Origin of the sequence: Streptomyces vulcanius (assembly GCF_042653945.1) — a bacterium.
In the GTDB taxonomy this organism is placed as follows: domain Bacteria; phylum Actinomycetota; class Actinomycetes; order Streptomycetales; family Streptomycetaceae; genus Streptomyces; species Streptomyces mangrovi.
In genome coordinates, this window is record NZ_JBHSFK010000022.1 from 1 (window position 1) to 14,119 (window position 14,119).

Annotated in this window: 13 protein-coding genes, 2 pseudogenes and 1 riboswitch; of the genes and pseudogenes, 9 read left to right on the forward strand and 6 right to left on the reverse strand. The window is 71.4% G+C overall.

Translation table 11 applies throughout. From position 1 onward, the window contains the following. A pseudogene (locus ACFPIH_RS30060) lies at window positions 1–464 on the forward strand (2-oxoacid:ferredoxin oxidoreductase subunit beta); the annotation flags it as partial. Between the two features lie 36 nt (window positions 465–500). Here ACFPIH_RS30060 and ACFPIH_RS30065 read toward each other — a convergent pair. Continuing rightward, window positions 501–896, reverse strand: a complete 396-nt coding sequence (locus ACFPIH_RS30065) for a winged helix-turn-helix transcriptional regulator (protein WP_381178951.1) — start codon at window positions 894–896, stop codon at window positions 501–503. A 95-nt stretch (window positions 897–991) separates the two neighbouring features. Here ACFPIH_RS30065 and ACFPIH_RS30070 point away from each other — a divergent pair, with 95 nt between their 5' ends. The 4 genes and pseudogenes from ACFPIH_RS30070 (at window position 992) to ACFPIH_RS30085 (ending at window position 4,617) form a co-directional block, all read left to right on the forward strand. Beyond that, the gene (locus ACFPIH_RS30070; protein WP_381178954.1) at window positions 992–1,846 is read left to right on the forward strand and encodes an NAD(P)H-binding protein; all 855 of its coding nucleotides are present in this window, start codon (window positions 992–994) and stop codon (window positions 1,844–1,846) included. 144 nt (window positions 1,847–1,990) lie between these two features. Continuing rightward, on the forward strand, window positions 1,991–2,938 hold the full coding sequence (gene rarD, locus ACFPIH_RS30075) for an EamA family transporter RarD (protein ID WP_381178957.1): 948 nt from the start codon (window positions 1,991–1,993) through the stop codon (window positions 2,936–2,938). A 110-nt stretch (window positions 2,939–3,048) separates the two neighbouring features. Then, complete coding sequence (locus ACFPIH_RS30080; protein WP_381178960.1) at window positions 3,049–3,513, forward strand: VOC family protein; 465 nt, start codon at window positions 3,049–3,051, stop codon at window positions 3,511–3,513. Between the two features lie 154 nt (window positions 3,514–3,667). Further along, a pseudogene (locus tag ACFPIH_RS30085) lies at window positions 3,668–4,617 on the forward strand (M28 family metallopeptidase). A 28-nt stretch (window positions 4,618–4,645) separates the two neighbouring features. Here the strand turns inward: ACFPIH_RS30085 and ACFPIH_RS30090 are convergent. Next, the gene (locus ACFPIH_RS30090) at window positions 4,646–5,968 is read right to left on the reverse strand and encodes a tetratricopeptide repeat protein (protein WP_381178963.1); all 1,323 of its coding nucleotides are present in this window, start codon (window positions 5,966–5,968) and stop codon (window positions 4,646–4,648) included. A 186-nt stretch (window positions 5,969–6,154) separates the two neighbouring features. On the opposite strand from ACFPIH_RS30090, the gene ACFPIH_RS30095 reads away from it, so the two are divergent. The 3 genes from ACFPIH_RS30095 to ACFPIH_RS30105 all read left to right on the forward strand — a co-directional run bounded on the left by ACFPIH_RS30095 (window position 6,155) and on the right by ACFPIH_RS30105 (window position 8,561). Beyond that, a complete protein-coding gene (locus tag ACFPIH_RS30095) occupies window positions 6,155–6,679 on the forward strand; it encodes a DUF6668 family protein (protein ID WP_381178966.1) in 525 nt (174 codons plus the stop codon). A gap of 83 nt (window positions 6,680–6,762) precedes the next feature. Further along, a complete protein-coding gene (locus tag ACFPIH_RS30100) occupies window positions 6,763–7,905 on the forward strand; it encodes an amidase family protein (RefSeq protein ID WP_381179421.1) in 1,143 nt (380 codons plus the stop codon). 65 nt (window positions 7,906–7,970) lie between these two features. Then, window positions 7,971–8,561 (forward strand): flavodoxin family protein, encoded by a 591-nt coding sequence (locus ACFPIH_RS30105; protein WP_381179424.1) that lies wholly within the window; start codon window positions 7,971–7,973, stop codon window positions 8,559–8,561. A gap of 18 nt (window positions 8,562–8,579) precedes the next feature. Here ACFPIH_RS30105 and ACFPIH_RS30110 read toward each other — a convergent pair whose 3' ends face one another. The 4 genes from ACFPIH_RS30110 to ACFPIH_RS30125 form a co-directional block, all read right to left on the reverse strand. Beyond that, window positions 8,580–9,461, reverse strand: a complete 882-nt coding sequence (locus ACFPIH_RS30110; RefSeq protein WP_381178969.1) for an ABC transporter permease — start codon at window positions 9,459–9,461, stop codon at window positions 8,580–8,582. Next, window positions 9,448–10,404: an ABC transporter ATP-binding protein gene (locus ACFPIH_RS30115; RefSeq protein ID WP_381178972.1), complete on the reverse strand. Its 957-nt coding sequence runs from the start codon at window positions 10,402–10,404 to the stop codon at window positions 9,448–9,450. Before ACFPIH_RS30115 ends, ACFPIH_RS30110 begins: the two co-directional genes overlap by 14 nt. 33 nt (window positions 10,405–10,437) lie before the next feature. Then, window positions 10,438–11,712 (reverse strand): LolA family protein, encoded by a 1,275-nt coding sequence (locus ACFPIH_RS30120; RefSeq protein WP_381178975.1) that lies wholly within the window; start codon window positions 11,710–11,712, stop codon window positions 10,438–10,440. A 282-nt stretch (window positions 11,713–11,994) separates the two neighbouring features. Then, complete coding sequence (locus ACFPIH_RS30125) at window positions 11,995–13,005, reverse strand: polyprenyl synthetase family protein (protein WP_381178978.1); 1,011 nt, start codon at window positions 13,003–13,005, stop codon at window positions 11,995–11,997. Between the two features lie 446 nt (window positions 13,006–13,451). Then, window positions 13,452–13,630, forward strand: a riboswitch (cyclic di-AMP (ydaO/yuaA leader). Window positions 13,631–13,634: 4 nt separating this feature from the next. On the opposite strand from ACFPIH_RS30125, the gene ACFPIH_RS30130 reads away from it, so the two are divergent. Next, complete coding sequence (locus tag ACFPIH_RS30130; protein ID WP_381178981.1) at window positions 13,635–14,117, forward strand: transglycosylase SLT domain-containing protein; 483 nt, start codon at window positions 13,635–13,637, stop codon at window positions 14,115–14,117. The last annotated feature ends 2 nt before the right edge of the window (window positions 14,118–14,119 follow it).

Sequence of the window (14,119 nt, forward strand, 5' to 3'; positions counted from 1 at the left end):
TCCTCCGCCAGGCCGCCGCCCACCCCGGCACCGCACTCGTCGAGATCTACCAGAACTGCAACATCTTCAACGACGGCGCCTTCGACACCCTCAAAAACCGCGAAACCGCCGAAGAAGCAGTCATCCGCCTCGAACACGGACAGCCCATCCGCTTCGGCGCCGACAGCGCGAAAGGCGTCGCACGCGATCCCGCCACCGGCGACCTACGGATCGTCCCCGGCGACGACCCCGACGTCCTGGTCCACGACGCGCACACCCCCTCCCCCACCACCGCCTTCGCGCTCTCCCGGCTCGCCGACCCGCAGACGTTGCATCACTCGCCCATCGGTGTCTTCCGCTCCGTCGAGCGGCCGGTCTACGACACGCTGATGGCCGAGCAGCTCGACACGGCCGTGGAACAGCACGACAAGGGGGACCTGGCCGCGCTGCTCGCCGGCGGGGACACCTGGACCGTCGTCGGCTGACCGGTCCAGGACCGGCTACGGTGCCGGGCCTCGTAGCTACAAGGCCCGGGACCGTGCGTCCCGGGCCTCGTCGTATGCCTCGCGGGCCTTCTCCACGTCGGCCATGCGCTCCCGGGTCCAGGTGGCCAGGTCCCGCACCTGCTCCGCCGCCTCGCGGCCGAGGTCGGTGAGGGAGTAGTCGACCCGGGGCGGGATGACCGGCTTGGCGTCGCGGTGGACCAGGCCGTCGCGCTCGAGGGTCTGCAGGGTCTGGGTCAGCATCTTCTCGCTGACCTGGCCGATCGCCCGGCGCAGCTCACTGAAGCGGTGGGGGCGGTCGAGGAGGTGGATCAGCGCCAGCACTCCCCAGCGGCTGGTGACGTGCTCCAGGACGAGACGGTACGGACACGTCGTCGCTTCCACACGTGGGATACGCGGAGTACTTACTGCCATGCAAGTACCTTACTTCAAAGTGGGTACTTTCGCAGAGTTAGCGCTCGCCCTATGGTTAGTGGCAGACCCGCAACCCCACGAGGAGTTCCTGAACCATGAGCATCGTCGTCACCGGAGCCACCGGACACCTCGGCCGCCACGTCGTGGAGCAGCTGCTGGAGAAGGTCCCCGCCGACCAGATCACGGCCGTCGTACGCGACGAGGCCAAGGCCGCCGACTTCGCCGCACGCGGCGTGAAGCTGGCGATCGCCGACTACAACACCCCCGAGACCTTCGACGGCGTGATAGCGGCCGGCGACAAGGTGCTGCTGATCTCGGGCAACGAGTTCGACAAGGGCCGCCCCGCGCAGCACCAGGTCGTCATCGACGCCGCGAAGGCGGCCGGTGCGGCGCTGCTGGCGTACACGGGCGCCCCGGGCTCGCTGACCGCGGCGCTGGCCGACGACCACCGCGTCACCGAGCAGGCCCTGATCGCCTCCGGCGTGCCCTACACGCTGCTGCGCAACGGCTGGTACCACGAGAACTACACCGAGAACCTCGCCCCGGTCCTGGAGCACAACGCCGTCGTCGCGGCGGCCGGTGAGGGCAAGGTCTCCTCCGCCTCCCGCGCGGACTACGCCGCCGCCGCGGTCGCCGTGCTGACCGGCGAGGGCCACGAGAACCAGACGTACGAGCTGGGCGGCGACGTGGCGTGGAGCTTCGCCGAGTACGCGGCCGAGCTGAGCGCGCAGACCGGCAAGGAGATCGCGTACAACTCGGTGCCCGCCGAGGTGCTCGTCGGCATCCTGACCGGTGCCGGGCTGCCCGAGCCGTTCGCCGCGATCCTCGCCGGCGTGGACGCGTCGATCGAGAAGGGCGAGCTGGTCGTCTCCAGCGGCGACCTGTCCCGGCTCGCGGGCCGCCCGACCTCTCCGATCTCCGAGGCGATCACGGCCGCACTCAAGGGCTGACACCCGGCTCGGAGCCCTCGGGCCTCCTCACCCCCGCCTGTCATGACCGTATGCCGATACGGGCATGACAGGCGGGGGTGCCCGGCGTTACCTTCGTCCACGCGTGCGTGAAGGCGCGTGGGGACATGAGAGGGAGGGGCGCCGGTGGCCGGGTCGTCGAGGGGTGAGGGCCGGATAGGCCTGCTGAACGGCTTCGCGGCATACGGGATGTGGGGGCTCGTCCCCCTGTTCTGGCCCCTGCTCAAGCCCGCCGACGCGGGAGAGATCCTCGCCCACCGCATGGTGTGGTCCCTCGTCTTCGTCGCCGTGGCGCTGCTCTTCGTACGGCGCTGGGCGTGGGCCGGTGAGCTGCTGCGCCAGCCGCGCCGGCTGGGGCTCGTGGTGATCGCGGCGGCCGTGATCACCGTGAACTGGGGCGTCTACATCTGGGCCGTGAACTCCGGGCATGTGGTGGAGGCTTCGCTCGGGTACTTCATCAACCCCCTGGTCACCATCGCCATGGGCGTGCTGCTGCTGAAGGAACGGCTGCGGCCCGTGCAGTGGGCGGCCGTCGGGATCGGCTTCGCCGCGGTGCTCGTGCTGACCATCGGATACGGGCACCCGCCGTGGATCTCGCTCTGTCTCGCCTTCTCCTTCGCCACCTACGGGCTGGTCAAGAAGAAGGTCAACCTCGGCGGGGTCGAGTCGCTGACCGCCGAGACCGCGATCCAGTTCCTGCCCGCGCTGGGCTATCTGCTCTGGCTGTCGGCGCACGGCGACGCCACCTTCGCCGCCGAGGGCGCCGGACACGCGGCCCTGCTCGCCTCGACCGGTGTCGTCACCGCGCTGCCCCTGGTGTGCTTCGGCGCGGCGGCGATCCGCGTCCCGCTGTCGACGCTGGGGCTGCTGCAGTACCTCGCCCCGGTGTTCCAGTTCCTGCTCGGCGTCGTCTACTTCGGCGAGGACATGCCGGCCGAGCGGTGGGCCGGGTTCGCGCTGGTGTGGCTGGCGCTGGTGCTGCTCACGGCCGACGCGTGGCGCTTCTCGCGGCGGCCGAAGGGGATTGAGGTTCCTCAGGTCTCCCAGCTCGGGTCCACTTCGGTGGACGTGTGATCAGGGGCTCCGCGCCCAAACCCCCATTCGGCCCCGAAAGGGCCTCGCCCTTTCCCGCCGGACGGGCCGAAAGCGCCGAAAAGGTGCCGTCGGCTGGTTGAGTGGACGGCATGACGCAGACTCCCGCCCCCATCCACTGGAAGCTCGTGGTCGACGCCGCCGACCCGCACACGCAGGCCGACTTCTGGGCCGCCGCGCTGCGCTACGAGGTCGAGGACAACAGCGCCCTCGTCGAGCGGCTGCTGGCGGCCGGTGCGCTGCCGGGTGCGGCGACGGTGGAGCACCATGGCCGTGCCGCCTTCCGCGACCTGATCGCCGTACGGCATCCCGACGACCCGTTCGACGCGGACAGCGGGACCGGGCTCGGGCGGCGGCTGCTGTTCCAGCGGGTGCCGGAGTCGAAGACCGTGAAGAACCGCCTGCATCTCGATCTGCATCCCGGGGCGGGGCTGCGGAGCGGTGAGGTCGAGCGGCTGACGGGGCTGGGGGCGACCGCGTTGCGGGAGGTCGACGAGCCGTCCGGGGCGTGGGTGGTGATGGCGGATCCCGAGGGGAACGAGTTCTGCGTGCAGTAGGCGCGCACGGGGGGGCTTCGGCGTCCGGTATGTGAACCCCATGTCCTGATCACGCCCTTGACGCGGTGTTGGTAAAGAGTTCACCATCCTGGAACCCCATTCACTGTGGAGTCCCTGTGATTCCCGGACTCCCAAGAAATTCGGAGCCCCCCACATGAAGCTCCCCGTTTCCGGGCGTACGGCGGTCGTCGGCGCCGTTTCTGTTGTCATGCTCCTGACTGGCGGATCGCTGGCAGGCGCGGCACCCGCAGCGCCGTCGGCTCTGGCTGCCGCCCCCGACATCCCGGTGGCGAACGTCAAGGCGCATCTGGCCCAGTTGCAGTCCATAGCCACCGCCAACGGCGGCAACCGCGCCCACGGCCGGACCGGTTACCGCGCCTCGCTCGACTATGTGAAGGCCAAGCTCGACGCGGTCGGATTCACCACCACCATCCAGCAGTTCACGTCCTCCGGCCGCACCGGCTACAACCTGATCGCCGACTGGCCCGGCGGCGACGCCAACCAGGTCGTCATGGCCGGCTCCCACCTCGACAGCGTCACGTCCGGCGCGGGCATCAACGACAACGGCTCCGGTTCGGCGGCCGTCCTGGAAGCCGCCCTCGCCGTGGCCCGGGCCGGCTACCAGCCCACCAAGCACCTGCGGTTCGCCTGGTGGGGCGCGGAGGAGCTGGGCATGGTCGGCTCCCGGTACTACGTCAACAACCTCTCCTCGGCCAACCGTTCACGCATCACCGGCTACCTCAACCTCGACATGGTCGGCTCGCCGAACCCCGGCTACTTCGTCTACGACGACGACCCGACCATCGAGAAGACCTTCAAGGACTTCTACGCCGGTCTCGGCGTCGCGACCGAGATCGAGACCGAGGGCGACGGCCGCTCCGACCACGCCCCCTTCAAGAGCGCGGGCGTACCGGTGGGCGGCTGTTCAGTGGCGCCGACTACATCAAGACGGCGGCGCAGGCGGCCAAGTGGGGCGGCACCTCCGGGCAGGCCTTCGACCGCTGCTACCACTCCTCCTGCGACAGCACCGCCAACATCAACGACACGGCCCTCGACCGCAGCACGGACGCGCTCGCGTACGCGTTGTGGACGTTGTCCAGCTAGGACCCCACCGAGTCGGGACCCCACCGGGTCAGGCTCCGGCGGCGCGGGCCCGTCCCGCGAGCCTGACCATCCGGGCGCGGGCCGACTCCAACTGCTCGGCGTCGTCCGCGGCCGGTCCGTCCTCGGTGGTCAACTCCGTCCACAGGCCGAGGAGTTCGGTCCCCAGGTTCAGACCCTGGAACGGGTCCCGTACGGCACGCCAGGCCGCCGCCGCGCTCAGGACGTTGCCGTACGCGGCCTCGCCGTCCCGCGTGCCGCGATGGATCCTGGCGAGGTCGAGGGAGACGTGGAAGGCGCGGAGCGGGTCGCCCGCCAAGTAGGCGATGTACGCGGTGAGTTCGCGCAGCCGGAGCACCTCGGCGTGCTCCGGCCCCAGCGTCGCCGACGCCTCCGTCACGGTCCGCTCGGCGAGCCCGGCCGCCACATCTATCCGACCGGCCCGCACGGCCTCGTTGATCCGGGCCATCGGCTCCGCGAGGAGTGCGGGTGCATCGCCGGCCCCGGGGAGGGTCCGGGGGTCGTCCCCGAGCACGGCCTCCGCGACGGCGTCGAAGCCGCGGGCGGGGGTGGGTTTGAAGTCGGGGTCAACACCGAGGCCGAGACCGAGACCGAGGTCTGCATCGGAATCAGAAACGGAACCGGAAGTGAAAGTGGAACCGGTGGCGTCCGTATCGGCATCGGGGCCGAGGGCGGGGCGCGCGTCCGGTGCGGGGGTGACTGTGGGCAGGGGTCGGGGAGCCGGTGCGGGGGCGGTCAGCGCGGCGGGGGCCTGTGCCGGTGCCGGGGGCTCGTCCGGCTGCCGGTCCATCTGCGGCGGCGGACCGAAGACTCCTGTGGGCGCGAGGACCGTACCGGGGAGCGCGACCGGCGCCTGGTCCGAAACCTCGTCCGAAGCCTCGGGCACGGCGGTGTCCTGCGGCTCCGGTGCAGGCGCCTCCGTCTCCCGTGCAGGCACCTCTGCCCGCACCTCCGTTTCCGGTGTCCGTGCCTCGATCTGGCGCAGGACGTGCGTCGCCCTGTCGCGCCGCGGCTCCAGGGACGCGGGCGGTGTGCGCAGCGGCTCGGCCGTGAAGTGGCTTGAGCCGTCCGGGTCCACGCGCAGGGGGACGACGTAGCCGATGCGTTCGTCGTGGACCGTGGCGAGGACGGCGTGTCCGGTGGCGAGGGCGATGCGGTGGAGGTGGCCCAGGACGGCGTGCTGGAGTTCCTCGCCGTCCGCCGGGGTGACCGGTACGCCGCCTATGCTCGTCGGTCCGCCCTCGCGGACATGGACGTCGAGCGGTGCGACCATGGCGGCCGGGCGCCCGGCGGGCTTCTGTTCCCGCTTCTTCTCGCGGCTGAGTCGAGACATCGGTTCCTCACTCGGATGCGTCGCCACGCTCCGGTCGTCCAGGTGCGCGTACGCGTGCACGTACTGTTGAGTCTCTCCGCTCGCCCCCGGTCGGGACGTCACCACGACGTCACAGCCTCGTTCCAGGACTTCCGGGAACCCGCATCCGGCCGGCGGAGGCGGCGGTCTCAGGGAGGGGGACGGGTCATGCGGACGACGGAGGAGCGGCGGGGGCCGGAGATCTGGCTCCGTGGGCCGGTCCCCGCGCCGGAACCGGCGCCGGGCCAGGTTCAGGTAGGGGGTTCGCACGCGGCCGTCGCCGGTCCGAGGCGCTTCTCCTGGCTGGCCACGCACGGCGGCGCCGGTGCCACCACGCTCGCGGCGGTCTACGGCGGACACGACTGCGGACGTGACTGGCCGGGCCCCGCCGATCCGCCGTCCGTGCTGCTCGTGGCGCGAACGCACGCGAGCGGGCTGGAGTCCGCGCTCCGGGTCCTGGAGGTGTTCCGGCGAGGGGAGGCTCCGCGCGGACTGGACCTGGACGCGGTGGTACTGGTCGCGGACGCGCCCGGACGGCTGCCCCGGCCCCTGGTCCAGCGCGTGCGGATCATCGAATCGGTGATCGACGTCTACCGCGTCCCGTGGGTGAACGACTGGCGCCTCGGCGACCTGAGCGGCGCACGGCCCCGCGAGACGGAGGCGCTGGCCCGCCTCACCGCCGTACGCCGCTGAGCGCCGGAACACCTCCTTCCGCGCACTCGGCCGACTCGTCTCTCTCCGCCGTCGGCATCGCCGCGGCCGTACGAACCGGGCGGCTGCGCGCTGTGGACGTCGTCGGTGCCGCCCTGGAGCGGATCGCGCGGGTCGACCCGGCCCTCCGTGCCTTCGCCGAGGTGTGGGAGGAGGCGGCCTTGGCGCGGGCGCGTGCGGTGGACGCGCGGGTCGGGGCGGGTGAGCCGCTGCCGCTGGCCGGGGTGCCGATCGGGGTCAAGGGGCGGCGGCAGGGGCTGCTTGCGGCGGGGCCGCTGCTCGCCGCCGGGTGCGTGCCGGTGGGGGCGACCGCCGTGCCCGGGCCCGGTACGCCCTGGCAGACCTGGGGACTCGGCGCGCACGGCCGTACCGTCAACCCCTGGCGGGCCGACCGCACTCCGGGCGGGTCCTCGGCCGGGTCTGCGGCGGCGGTGGCGGCCGGGCTGGTGCCGCTGGCCACCGGCAGCGACGGCGCGGGCTCGGTACGGATCCCGGCGGCCTGGTGCGGGGTGCTCGGCCTGAAGACGACGAACGGCCGGCTGCCGTCCCCGGACCGTACGGGCCTGGCGGCACCCGGAGTGCTCACCCGGTACGCGGCGGACGCGGAGGCGTACTGGCGGGTGATGGCGGGTGCGGGGGCGGGGGCGGGAACGAGTCCGGAGGTGGTGGCGGCGATGGGGACCCGTCCGGAGGTGGTGGCTCCTTCGGTGCCTGTCGCCGTCTTCTCGTCCGATCTCGGCTTCGCCTCGCCCGACCCCGAACCTCTGGCCCTCGCCCGGGCCGCCGTCGGGCGTCTCGCGGACGCCGGTGTCGTACGACTCCTGCCGGACGCCGCTCCGGTGCGGCTGGAGGATCCGGCGCCCGCGTGGCTCGCTCTGCGCGGACAAGGGAGGGACGGCGGCCGAGCGGGCGGGGACGTTCGCCGGATCCGGGAGGTGAACGATCTGCGGCTGGCCGCGCTCTTCGCCCGCGCCGACCTGCTCCTGACGCCCACCACGCCGAACGCCGCGCACGGTCACGAGGGCCCCGGCGACCGGTACTCGACCGCGCTGACCTGGGCGTTCAATCTGAGCGGCCATCCGGCGATCAGCATCCCGGCGGGCCTCGGTGCAGACGGGTGTCCGGTGGGGTTGCAGATCGTCGCGGGACACGGGAGGGAGCCGCTCCTGCTGGCGCCGGCCCGGGCGGCCGAGCTCTCCCTTCCCTGATTACTTGCTCATGCATATAATGCATGAGCGGATTACCTCTGCACGCCGATTTCCTGGGGGATCTCATGACGCGCCGTTTCCTCTTCGTACTGGGCAGCAGCCGGCCGGACGGCAACACCGAACTGCTCGCCCGCAGGGCCGCCGAGCAGCTGGGCCCGTCCGTCGACCAGACCTGGATCAGCCTTGCCGAGCACCCGCTGCCGGACTTCGAGGACCTGCGCCACGACAGCGACCACCTCCGTCCGACGGACGGCACCCCGGCGCTCCTCCTCGACGCGACCCTCGCGGCGACGGACGTCGTGATCGTCTCCCCGCTGTACTGGTACTCGGTGTCCGCGCACGTCAAGCGCTACCTCGACCACTGGTCGGGCTGGCTGCGCACCCCCGGCGTGGACTTCATGGCGACCATGGCCGGACGCACCCTGTGGGGTGTCACCGCGCTCGCCCATGAGGAGGCCGAGGTCGCCGACCCGCTGGTCGGCACGCTCAGCAACTCCGCCGCGTACCTCGGGATGCGGTTCGGAGGCGTGCTGCTCGGCAACAGCAGCAAGCCCGGTGACGTCCTGAGGGACGCCGAGGCCCTCGCCCGCGCCAAGACGTTCTTCGCCGGAGCCGCCCCGCTCGCCCGCTTCCCTTACGAGGCCGACGCCGCGTGACCCGGTGTCTGGCTACAGCTACGCGGTGATGTCCTTCGCCGCGAAGCGTGCCCAGGCAGCCGAGCCGAACACCGCTGCGTACAGGGCCTGGAGGCCGAGGTTCTTCACCAGCTCGTCCCAGTACACGGGTTCGCGCATGAGGTCGGCGAAGGACAGCCAGTAGTGGGAGAACAGGTAGGGGTGTATCGCGTGGAGCTGGGGGATCTGGTCGACGATCTGGACCGTGATCAGCAGGCCCACCGTGGTCGCCATCGCCGCGATGCCGCTGCTGGTGAGGGTGGAGACGAACAGGCCGAGCGCCGCCACGCCGATCAGTGAGGCGGCGACGACCAGCGCGATCAGCAGGGCCCGGCCGAGTCCGTCGGTGAAGCTGATCGTGGTGCCGGAGATCGTGGTCAGGTCGCCCAGCGGGAACAGCAGCGCCCCGACCGTGAGCGCCGAGAGCGCGACCACGAGCGTGGCGACCAGACAGAAGGCCAGCACGGTCGCGTACTTGGTGAGCAGCAGACGGGTGCGGCCGGCCGGGGCGACCAGAAGGTAGCGCAGGGTCCCGGAGCTCGCCTCGCCGGCGATCGCGTCGCCCGCGACGACACCGATGGCCATCGGCAGGAAGAACGGCAGTGTCGCGGCCAGCGCGGTGAAGACCAGGAACAGGCCGTTGTTGGTGACCTGCGCGATGAACGCCGGGCCGCCGCCCCCGCCGCCGCCTCCTCCCGGCCCGGCCGGTGATCCGTCGCCCGTCTCGATCCTGACGGCGATGCCGACCAGGACCGGCACGGCCGCCAGCACACCTAGCAGGGCGAGGGTGCGCCAGCGGCGGAAGGTGACCAGCAGTTCGCTGCGGAGGAGACCGAAGGTCCACCACATGCTCGGCGGACCGACCGCTTCAGCCCGCGACATCGAACCCCTCCCCCGTGAGCGCCATGAACGCGTCCTCCAGGGAGGCCCGTTCGACGGCGAAGCCGCGGACACGGACGCCGGCCGTGACCAGCGCGGCGTTCACCTCGGCGAGATCGCGGTCCGGCGGGTCGGCGCTGACCCGGTCGTCGCCTGCGGACACGTCCCCCGCGCCCTGTTCCTTCAGCACCCGCGCCGCGTCGGCGGTGTCGGGCGTGGTGACGACCAGCCGGCCGCGCACGCCCGCCGCGAGCTCGGCGACCGACCCCTGGGTGATCAGCCGGCCCTGTGCCATCACCGCCGCGTGCGTGCACACCTGCTCGATCTCGTCCAGCAGATGGGAGGAGAGGAAGACGGTGGTGCCGTCCGAGGCCAGCTCCCGTACCAGGGAGCGGATCTCCCGCATGCCCTGTGGGTCCAGGCCGTTGGTCGGCTCGTCCAGGACGAGGAGCCGACGCGGCCGGAGGAGCGCGGCGGCGAGGCCCAGCCGCTGCTTCATGCCGAGCGAGTACGCCCTGGCCTTCTTGCCGGCCGCCGCCGTCAGTCCCACCCGCTCCAACGCGGCCGTGACGCGTGTGCGCCGGGTGCGCGGGTCGGCGGTCGGGTCGGCGGCGTCGTAGCGCAGGAGGTTGTCGCGGCCGGAGAGGAAGCCGTAGAGGGCGGGGCCCTCGATGAGGGCCCCGACGTGCGGCAGGACCCCGCGCACCGCCCGGGGCATGGGCTGCCCCAGGACGCGCGCCGAGCCGGACGTGGGCTCGATGAGCCCCATCAGCATGCGGATCGTGGTCGTCTTGCCGGAGCCGTTCGGCCCGAGGAAGCCGAAGACGCTGCCCTCCGGGACGCTCAGGTCGAGGCGGTCCACGGCGGGCCGGCCGCCGCGGTAGCGCTTGGTCAGGCCGTGGGTGCGGATCACCGGTTCGTCGTCCATGAGCCGCCCCTCAGCCATGCGCTCCCCCTTGCCTCAGGCCCCCAAGGCTACTTACTTCCCGGTGTTCGCCGCCTTCACCAGCGCGTCCTTGGTGACCGCACCGACGTAGACCTTGCCGTCGTCCGTGACCAGGGCGTTTATCAGGCGGGTGGAGAAGACCGTGCCCGAGCCGAACTTGCCGCTCACCTTGTCCCCGAAGGAGCCGAGGAAGCCGCTGAGGGCGCCGCCGGCATCGGAGCCGAGTTCGGAGTTCAGCTCGGAGTCGGAGGGAACTCCCGCACCGCCGGTCTCGAAGACCGCCACCGAGGTCCAGCCCTTGCCGAGGACGTCGGGCTCGTCGGCGTTCGGAGTGCCGTGCGAACCGTCCCGGCCCTCGAGGCCGTCGAGGCCGTCGAGCTCCTTGGCGAGCTCGTCGTCGGACATCCCGAAGTCCTCCGACGCGGTCCCCTCGTCGTCCCCCTCGGTGACCTTCGCGCCCTTGGGCGGGGTGAAGTCGAAGGTAGAGGCGGCGGGCTTGGCGAAGGTGACCTGGGTGAAGCCGGCGTCCACGACGGCGGCGCCGCCGCTCGCGGGGGTCAGCGTGAACTTCAGCGGCAGGCCCGTCTTCGCGTCGACGGCCACGCTGATCGCGCCGACCGTGGAGCCGGACTGCTTCGGCTTGATCAGCAGCTTGTAGGCGTCCCGGCCGGCCACGTGCACGGTGCCGTCCACGGTGACCGAGGTGGTGTCGTCGACCGCCTTGAGGGCGTCCTCGGTGAGGTCCTTGGGCGTGGCGGGGGTCTCCGCGTCCTTGGAGCTCTCGTCGACGGTGGAGTGGTAGACCTCGTTGGACGCGCTGTCGTAGCCCCAGACGTTCTTGCCGTTGTGGATGACGCTGTACTCCGCCGCGTTCTCCAGCAGGGAGAGCTTCTGGCGGTCGGGGCCGTCGGCGGCGACGCGCAGGGTGTGGGTGCCTGCGGCGAGCTCGGTGAGCTTGGTGGAGGGGTCGGCGGACGAACCGTCGCCGCCGCCCGCTCCGGTGGCGCCGGAGAGCAGGCTGCTCTCCAGCCCGCCGAGGTCCGGCAGGCCCAGGTCGGTGGTGATCTTCACGGTGCCGGACAACTGCTCCACGTCCGACGCGGCGATCTTGTCGAGGAGCTGCTGTGCGGTGATCTTCGGCAGATCGGGGTCGCCCGAGTCGGCGAGCGCCGGGACCAGCCCGATGGTCGCCGCCGCGACGCCGATCACGGTGACCGGAACGACGTACCGCACGGCCTTGCGGCGCCCGAGGCGCGGGTCGGCCGCGTCTCCGGCGGTCGTGATGTCGTCGGATGCGTTCGGTGCCATGTGTGCCTTACCTCCGTCGTCGGCGGCGGCTGGTCATCTCGCGATGTAACGTCCCCACCCCGAGCCGCCATTCTCACCCGAATCGGTGAGCGGTGGTGTTTTCCCTGGTTCCCATCTGACCAAATCGCACACGAAGAAGCGTCAGACCCGGGAGCCAACTCCGCGTACGTCTGGGGTATGACGTCGAGGGCCGCGGCGTACTCCCGACCCGTAGGGGTCACCCCCGGCAGGCCGCGTCCCGCAAGGGCCGGCGCCCTCCCGGAGAACCCGGCGCGGCGTCGGTCAGCCGGCGCGGTGGACCACCGCGTCGCAGAGTTCCGTCAGGGCCGCCTTCGCGTCGCAGTCCTTGAGGGGGGCCAGCGCCGCCCGGGCCTCCTCCGCGTACCGCACGGTGTCGCGGCGGGCCTGCTGGAGCGCCGGATGGGCGCGCAGGGCCGCGACCGCCTCCGCGAGCTTGGCGTCGTCGCTCAGGTCGGAGTCGAGCAGCTCGCACAGCGCGACGTCCTCGGGCAGCGACTGCTGCGCCGCCCGCTCGCGCAGCCGCAGCACCGGCAGCGTGGGGACGCCCTCGCGCAGGTCGGTGCCGGGGGTCTTGCCGGACTCGTGGGAGTCGGAGGCGATGTCCAGGACGTCGTCCGCCAGCTGGAAGGCGGCGCCGAGCCGCTCCCCGTACTGGGTGAGCACGTCGACCACGGTGTCGTCGGCGCCCGACATCATCGCGCCGAAGCGGCAGGAGACCGCCACCAGGGAGCCCGTCTTGCCGCCGAGGACGTCCAGGTAGTGCTCCACCGGGTCACGGCCGTCGACCGGGCCCGCCGTCTCCAGGATCTGGCCGGTGACCAGCCGTTCGAACGCCTCGGCCTGTACGCGGACCGCCTCGGGGCCGAGGTCGGCGAGGATGTGTGAGGCGCGCGCGAAGAGGAAGTCGCCGGTGAGGACGGCGAGCGAGTTCCCCCAGCGGGCGTTGGCGCTGGGCACCCCGCGCCGGACCGCCGCCTCGTCCATGACGTCGTCGTGGTACAGGGTCGCCAGATGGGTCAGTTCCACCACCACGGCCGACGGTACGACCCCGGGCGCGTACGGGTCGCCGAACCGCGCCGCGAGCATCACGAGGAGTGGCCGGAATCGCTTCCCTCCGGCTCGCAGCAGATGCTGGGCCGCCTCCGTGATGAACGGCACCTCACTCTTGGTGGCCTCGAGCAAGCCTTCCTCGACAGCCGCCAATCCGGCCTGGACATCGGCTTCCAGAGCCTGGTCCCGCACGCTCAGCCCGAACGGCTCGACGACGGTCACGAGGAGTCTCCTGTCTGCTGGTGTCTGCTGGCGATTACGCGGTTTGTCGATAGGTCTCTGAGCTCACTCAAGTCAGCGTATCCGGTCATGTTTCGATCACCACGAGCCCCCACGGTTACAGCTCGGGCGGTCTCACCGGGAAGCGGGCACCCCTTACGCGGCCATCTGGGTTTATTACCCGTTTCGCCCTTCTTGTGGAAGCCGGTGAGTTGGCTCACTCGGCCGGACGAACCGACCCTCCCCGGGTTCCCGTTCCCCGCACCCCGACCCCTCTCACCCGTCAAGCGAGTTGACGCTTTGCAGCAACAAAGGATCAAGTACCTCATAAGCCACAGACCAAGGTCAATAGGGGTCATCTGTGAATCCGCCACTTGTTCCGGACATGTGCTCTCGCATACGTTCCCGGCCTGTCGAGCGGACGCCTAATCCTGCCGCCGCTCCGACACCCACCTAGAACGCCATGGCAGGAGCGGGGGAACCAGGTAAGTCGCCGGACCGGATGTTTCATTTCACATGGGGCATTCCGTTACGGCTTGGGGTGAAGCCGCGTCCCTCCCCGGGACGCGGCCGGGCAGCTCCCGCCCGAACCCGACAGCTCACCTCGCAGGCGACGGAGAGGACACTTCGCCATGCCTGCTGCCGCTCAGAACCGCGGTCCCCGCCGCCTCGCCCGCACGCTCGCCGTCGCCGCCACCGGCGCGGCCGTGCTCGCCCTTCCGCTCATCGGCGCCACCGGCGCCTCCGCGGCCACCACCGCGACCACGGCCACGACGGTGACGACCGCCGGATACGCCAACAACCTCGACGGGTGGATCCGCGAGTCGCTCGCGATCATGGCCCAGAAGGGCATCCCCGGCACCTACAACGGCATCTACCGCAACGTGATGCGGGAGTCCTCGGGCAACCCGAACGCCATCAACCTGTGGGACTCCAACGCCGCCGCCGGCACCCCCTCCAAGGGCCTGCTCCAGACCATCGACCCGACCTTCCAGGCCTACCACGTGGCCGGCACGTCGTGGGACCCCTACGACCCGGTCGCGAACATCACCGCAGCCTGCAACTACGCGGCGGCGCGCTACGGCTCGATCGACAACGTCTTCGGCGCGTACTGACC

What these genes read in the sequence shown, in the direction of transcription:
- ACFPIH_RS30070 (WP_381178954.1), top strand. Translation starts at nt 992, where the DNA reads ATGAGCATCGTCGTCACCGGAGCCACCGGACACCTCGGCCGCCACGTC.
- ACFPIH_RS30115 (WP_381178972.1), bottom strand. Translation starts at nt 10,404, where the DNA reads ATGGCTGAGGGGCGGCTCATGGACGACGAACCGGTGATCCGCACCCAC.
- ACFPIH_RS30095 (WP_381178966.1), top strand. Translation starts at nt 6,155, where the DNA reads ATGCGGACGACGGAGGAGCGGCGGGGGCCGGAGATCTGGCTCCGTGGG.
- ACFPIH_RS30090 (WP_381178963.1), bottom strand. Translation starts at nt 5,968, where the DNA reads ATGTCTCGACTCAGCCGCGAGAAGAAGCGGGAACAGAAGCCCGCCGGG.
- ACFPIH_RS30065 (WP_381178951.1), bottom strand. Translation starts at nt 896, where the DNA reads ATGGCAGTAAGTACTCCGCGTATCCCACGTGTGGAAGCGACGACGTGT.
- ACFPIH_RS30130 (WP_381178981.1), top strand. Translation starts at nt 13,635, where the DNA reads ATGCCTGCTGCCGCTCAGAACCGCGGTCCCCGCCGCCTCGCCCGCACG.
- ACFPIH_RS30105 (WP_381179424.1), top strand. Translation starts at nt 7,971, where the DNA reads ATGACGCGCCGTTTCCTCTTCGTACTGGGCAGCAGCCGGCCGGACGGC.
- ACFPIH_RS30120 (WP_381178975.1), bottom strand. Translation starts at nt 11,712, where the DNA reads ATGGCACCGAACGCATCCGACGACATCACGACCGCCGGAGACGCGGCC.
- ACFPIH_RS30110 (WP_381178969.1), bottom strand. Translation starts at nt 9,461, where the DNA reads ATGTCGCGGGCTGAAGCGGTCGGTCCGCCGAGCATGTGGTGGACCTTC.
- ACFPIH_RS30080 (WP_381178960.1), top strand. Translation starts at nt 3,049, where the DNA reads ATGACGCAGACTCCCGCCCCCATCCACTGGAAGCTCGTGGTCGACGCC.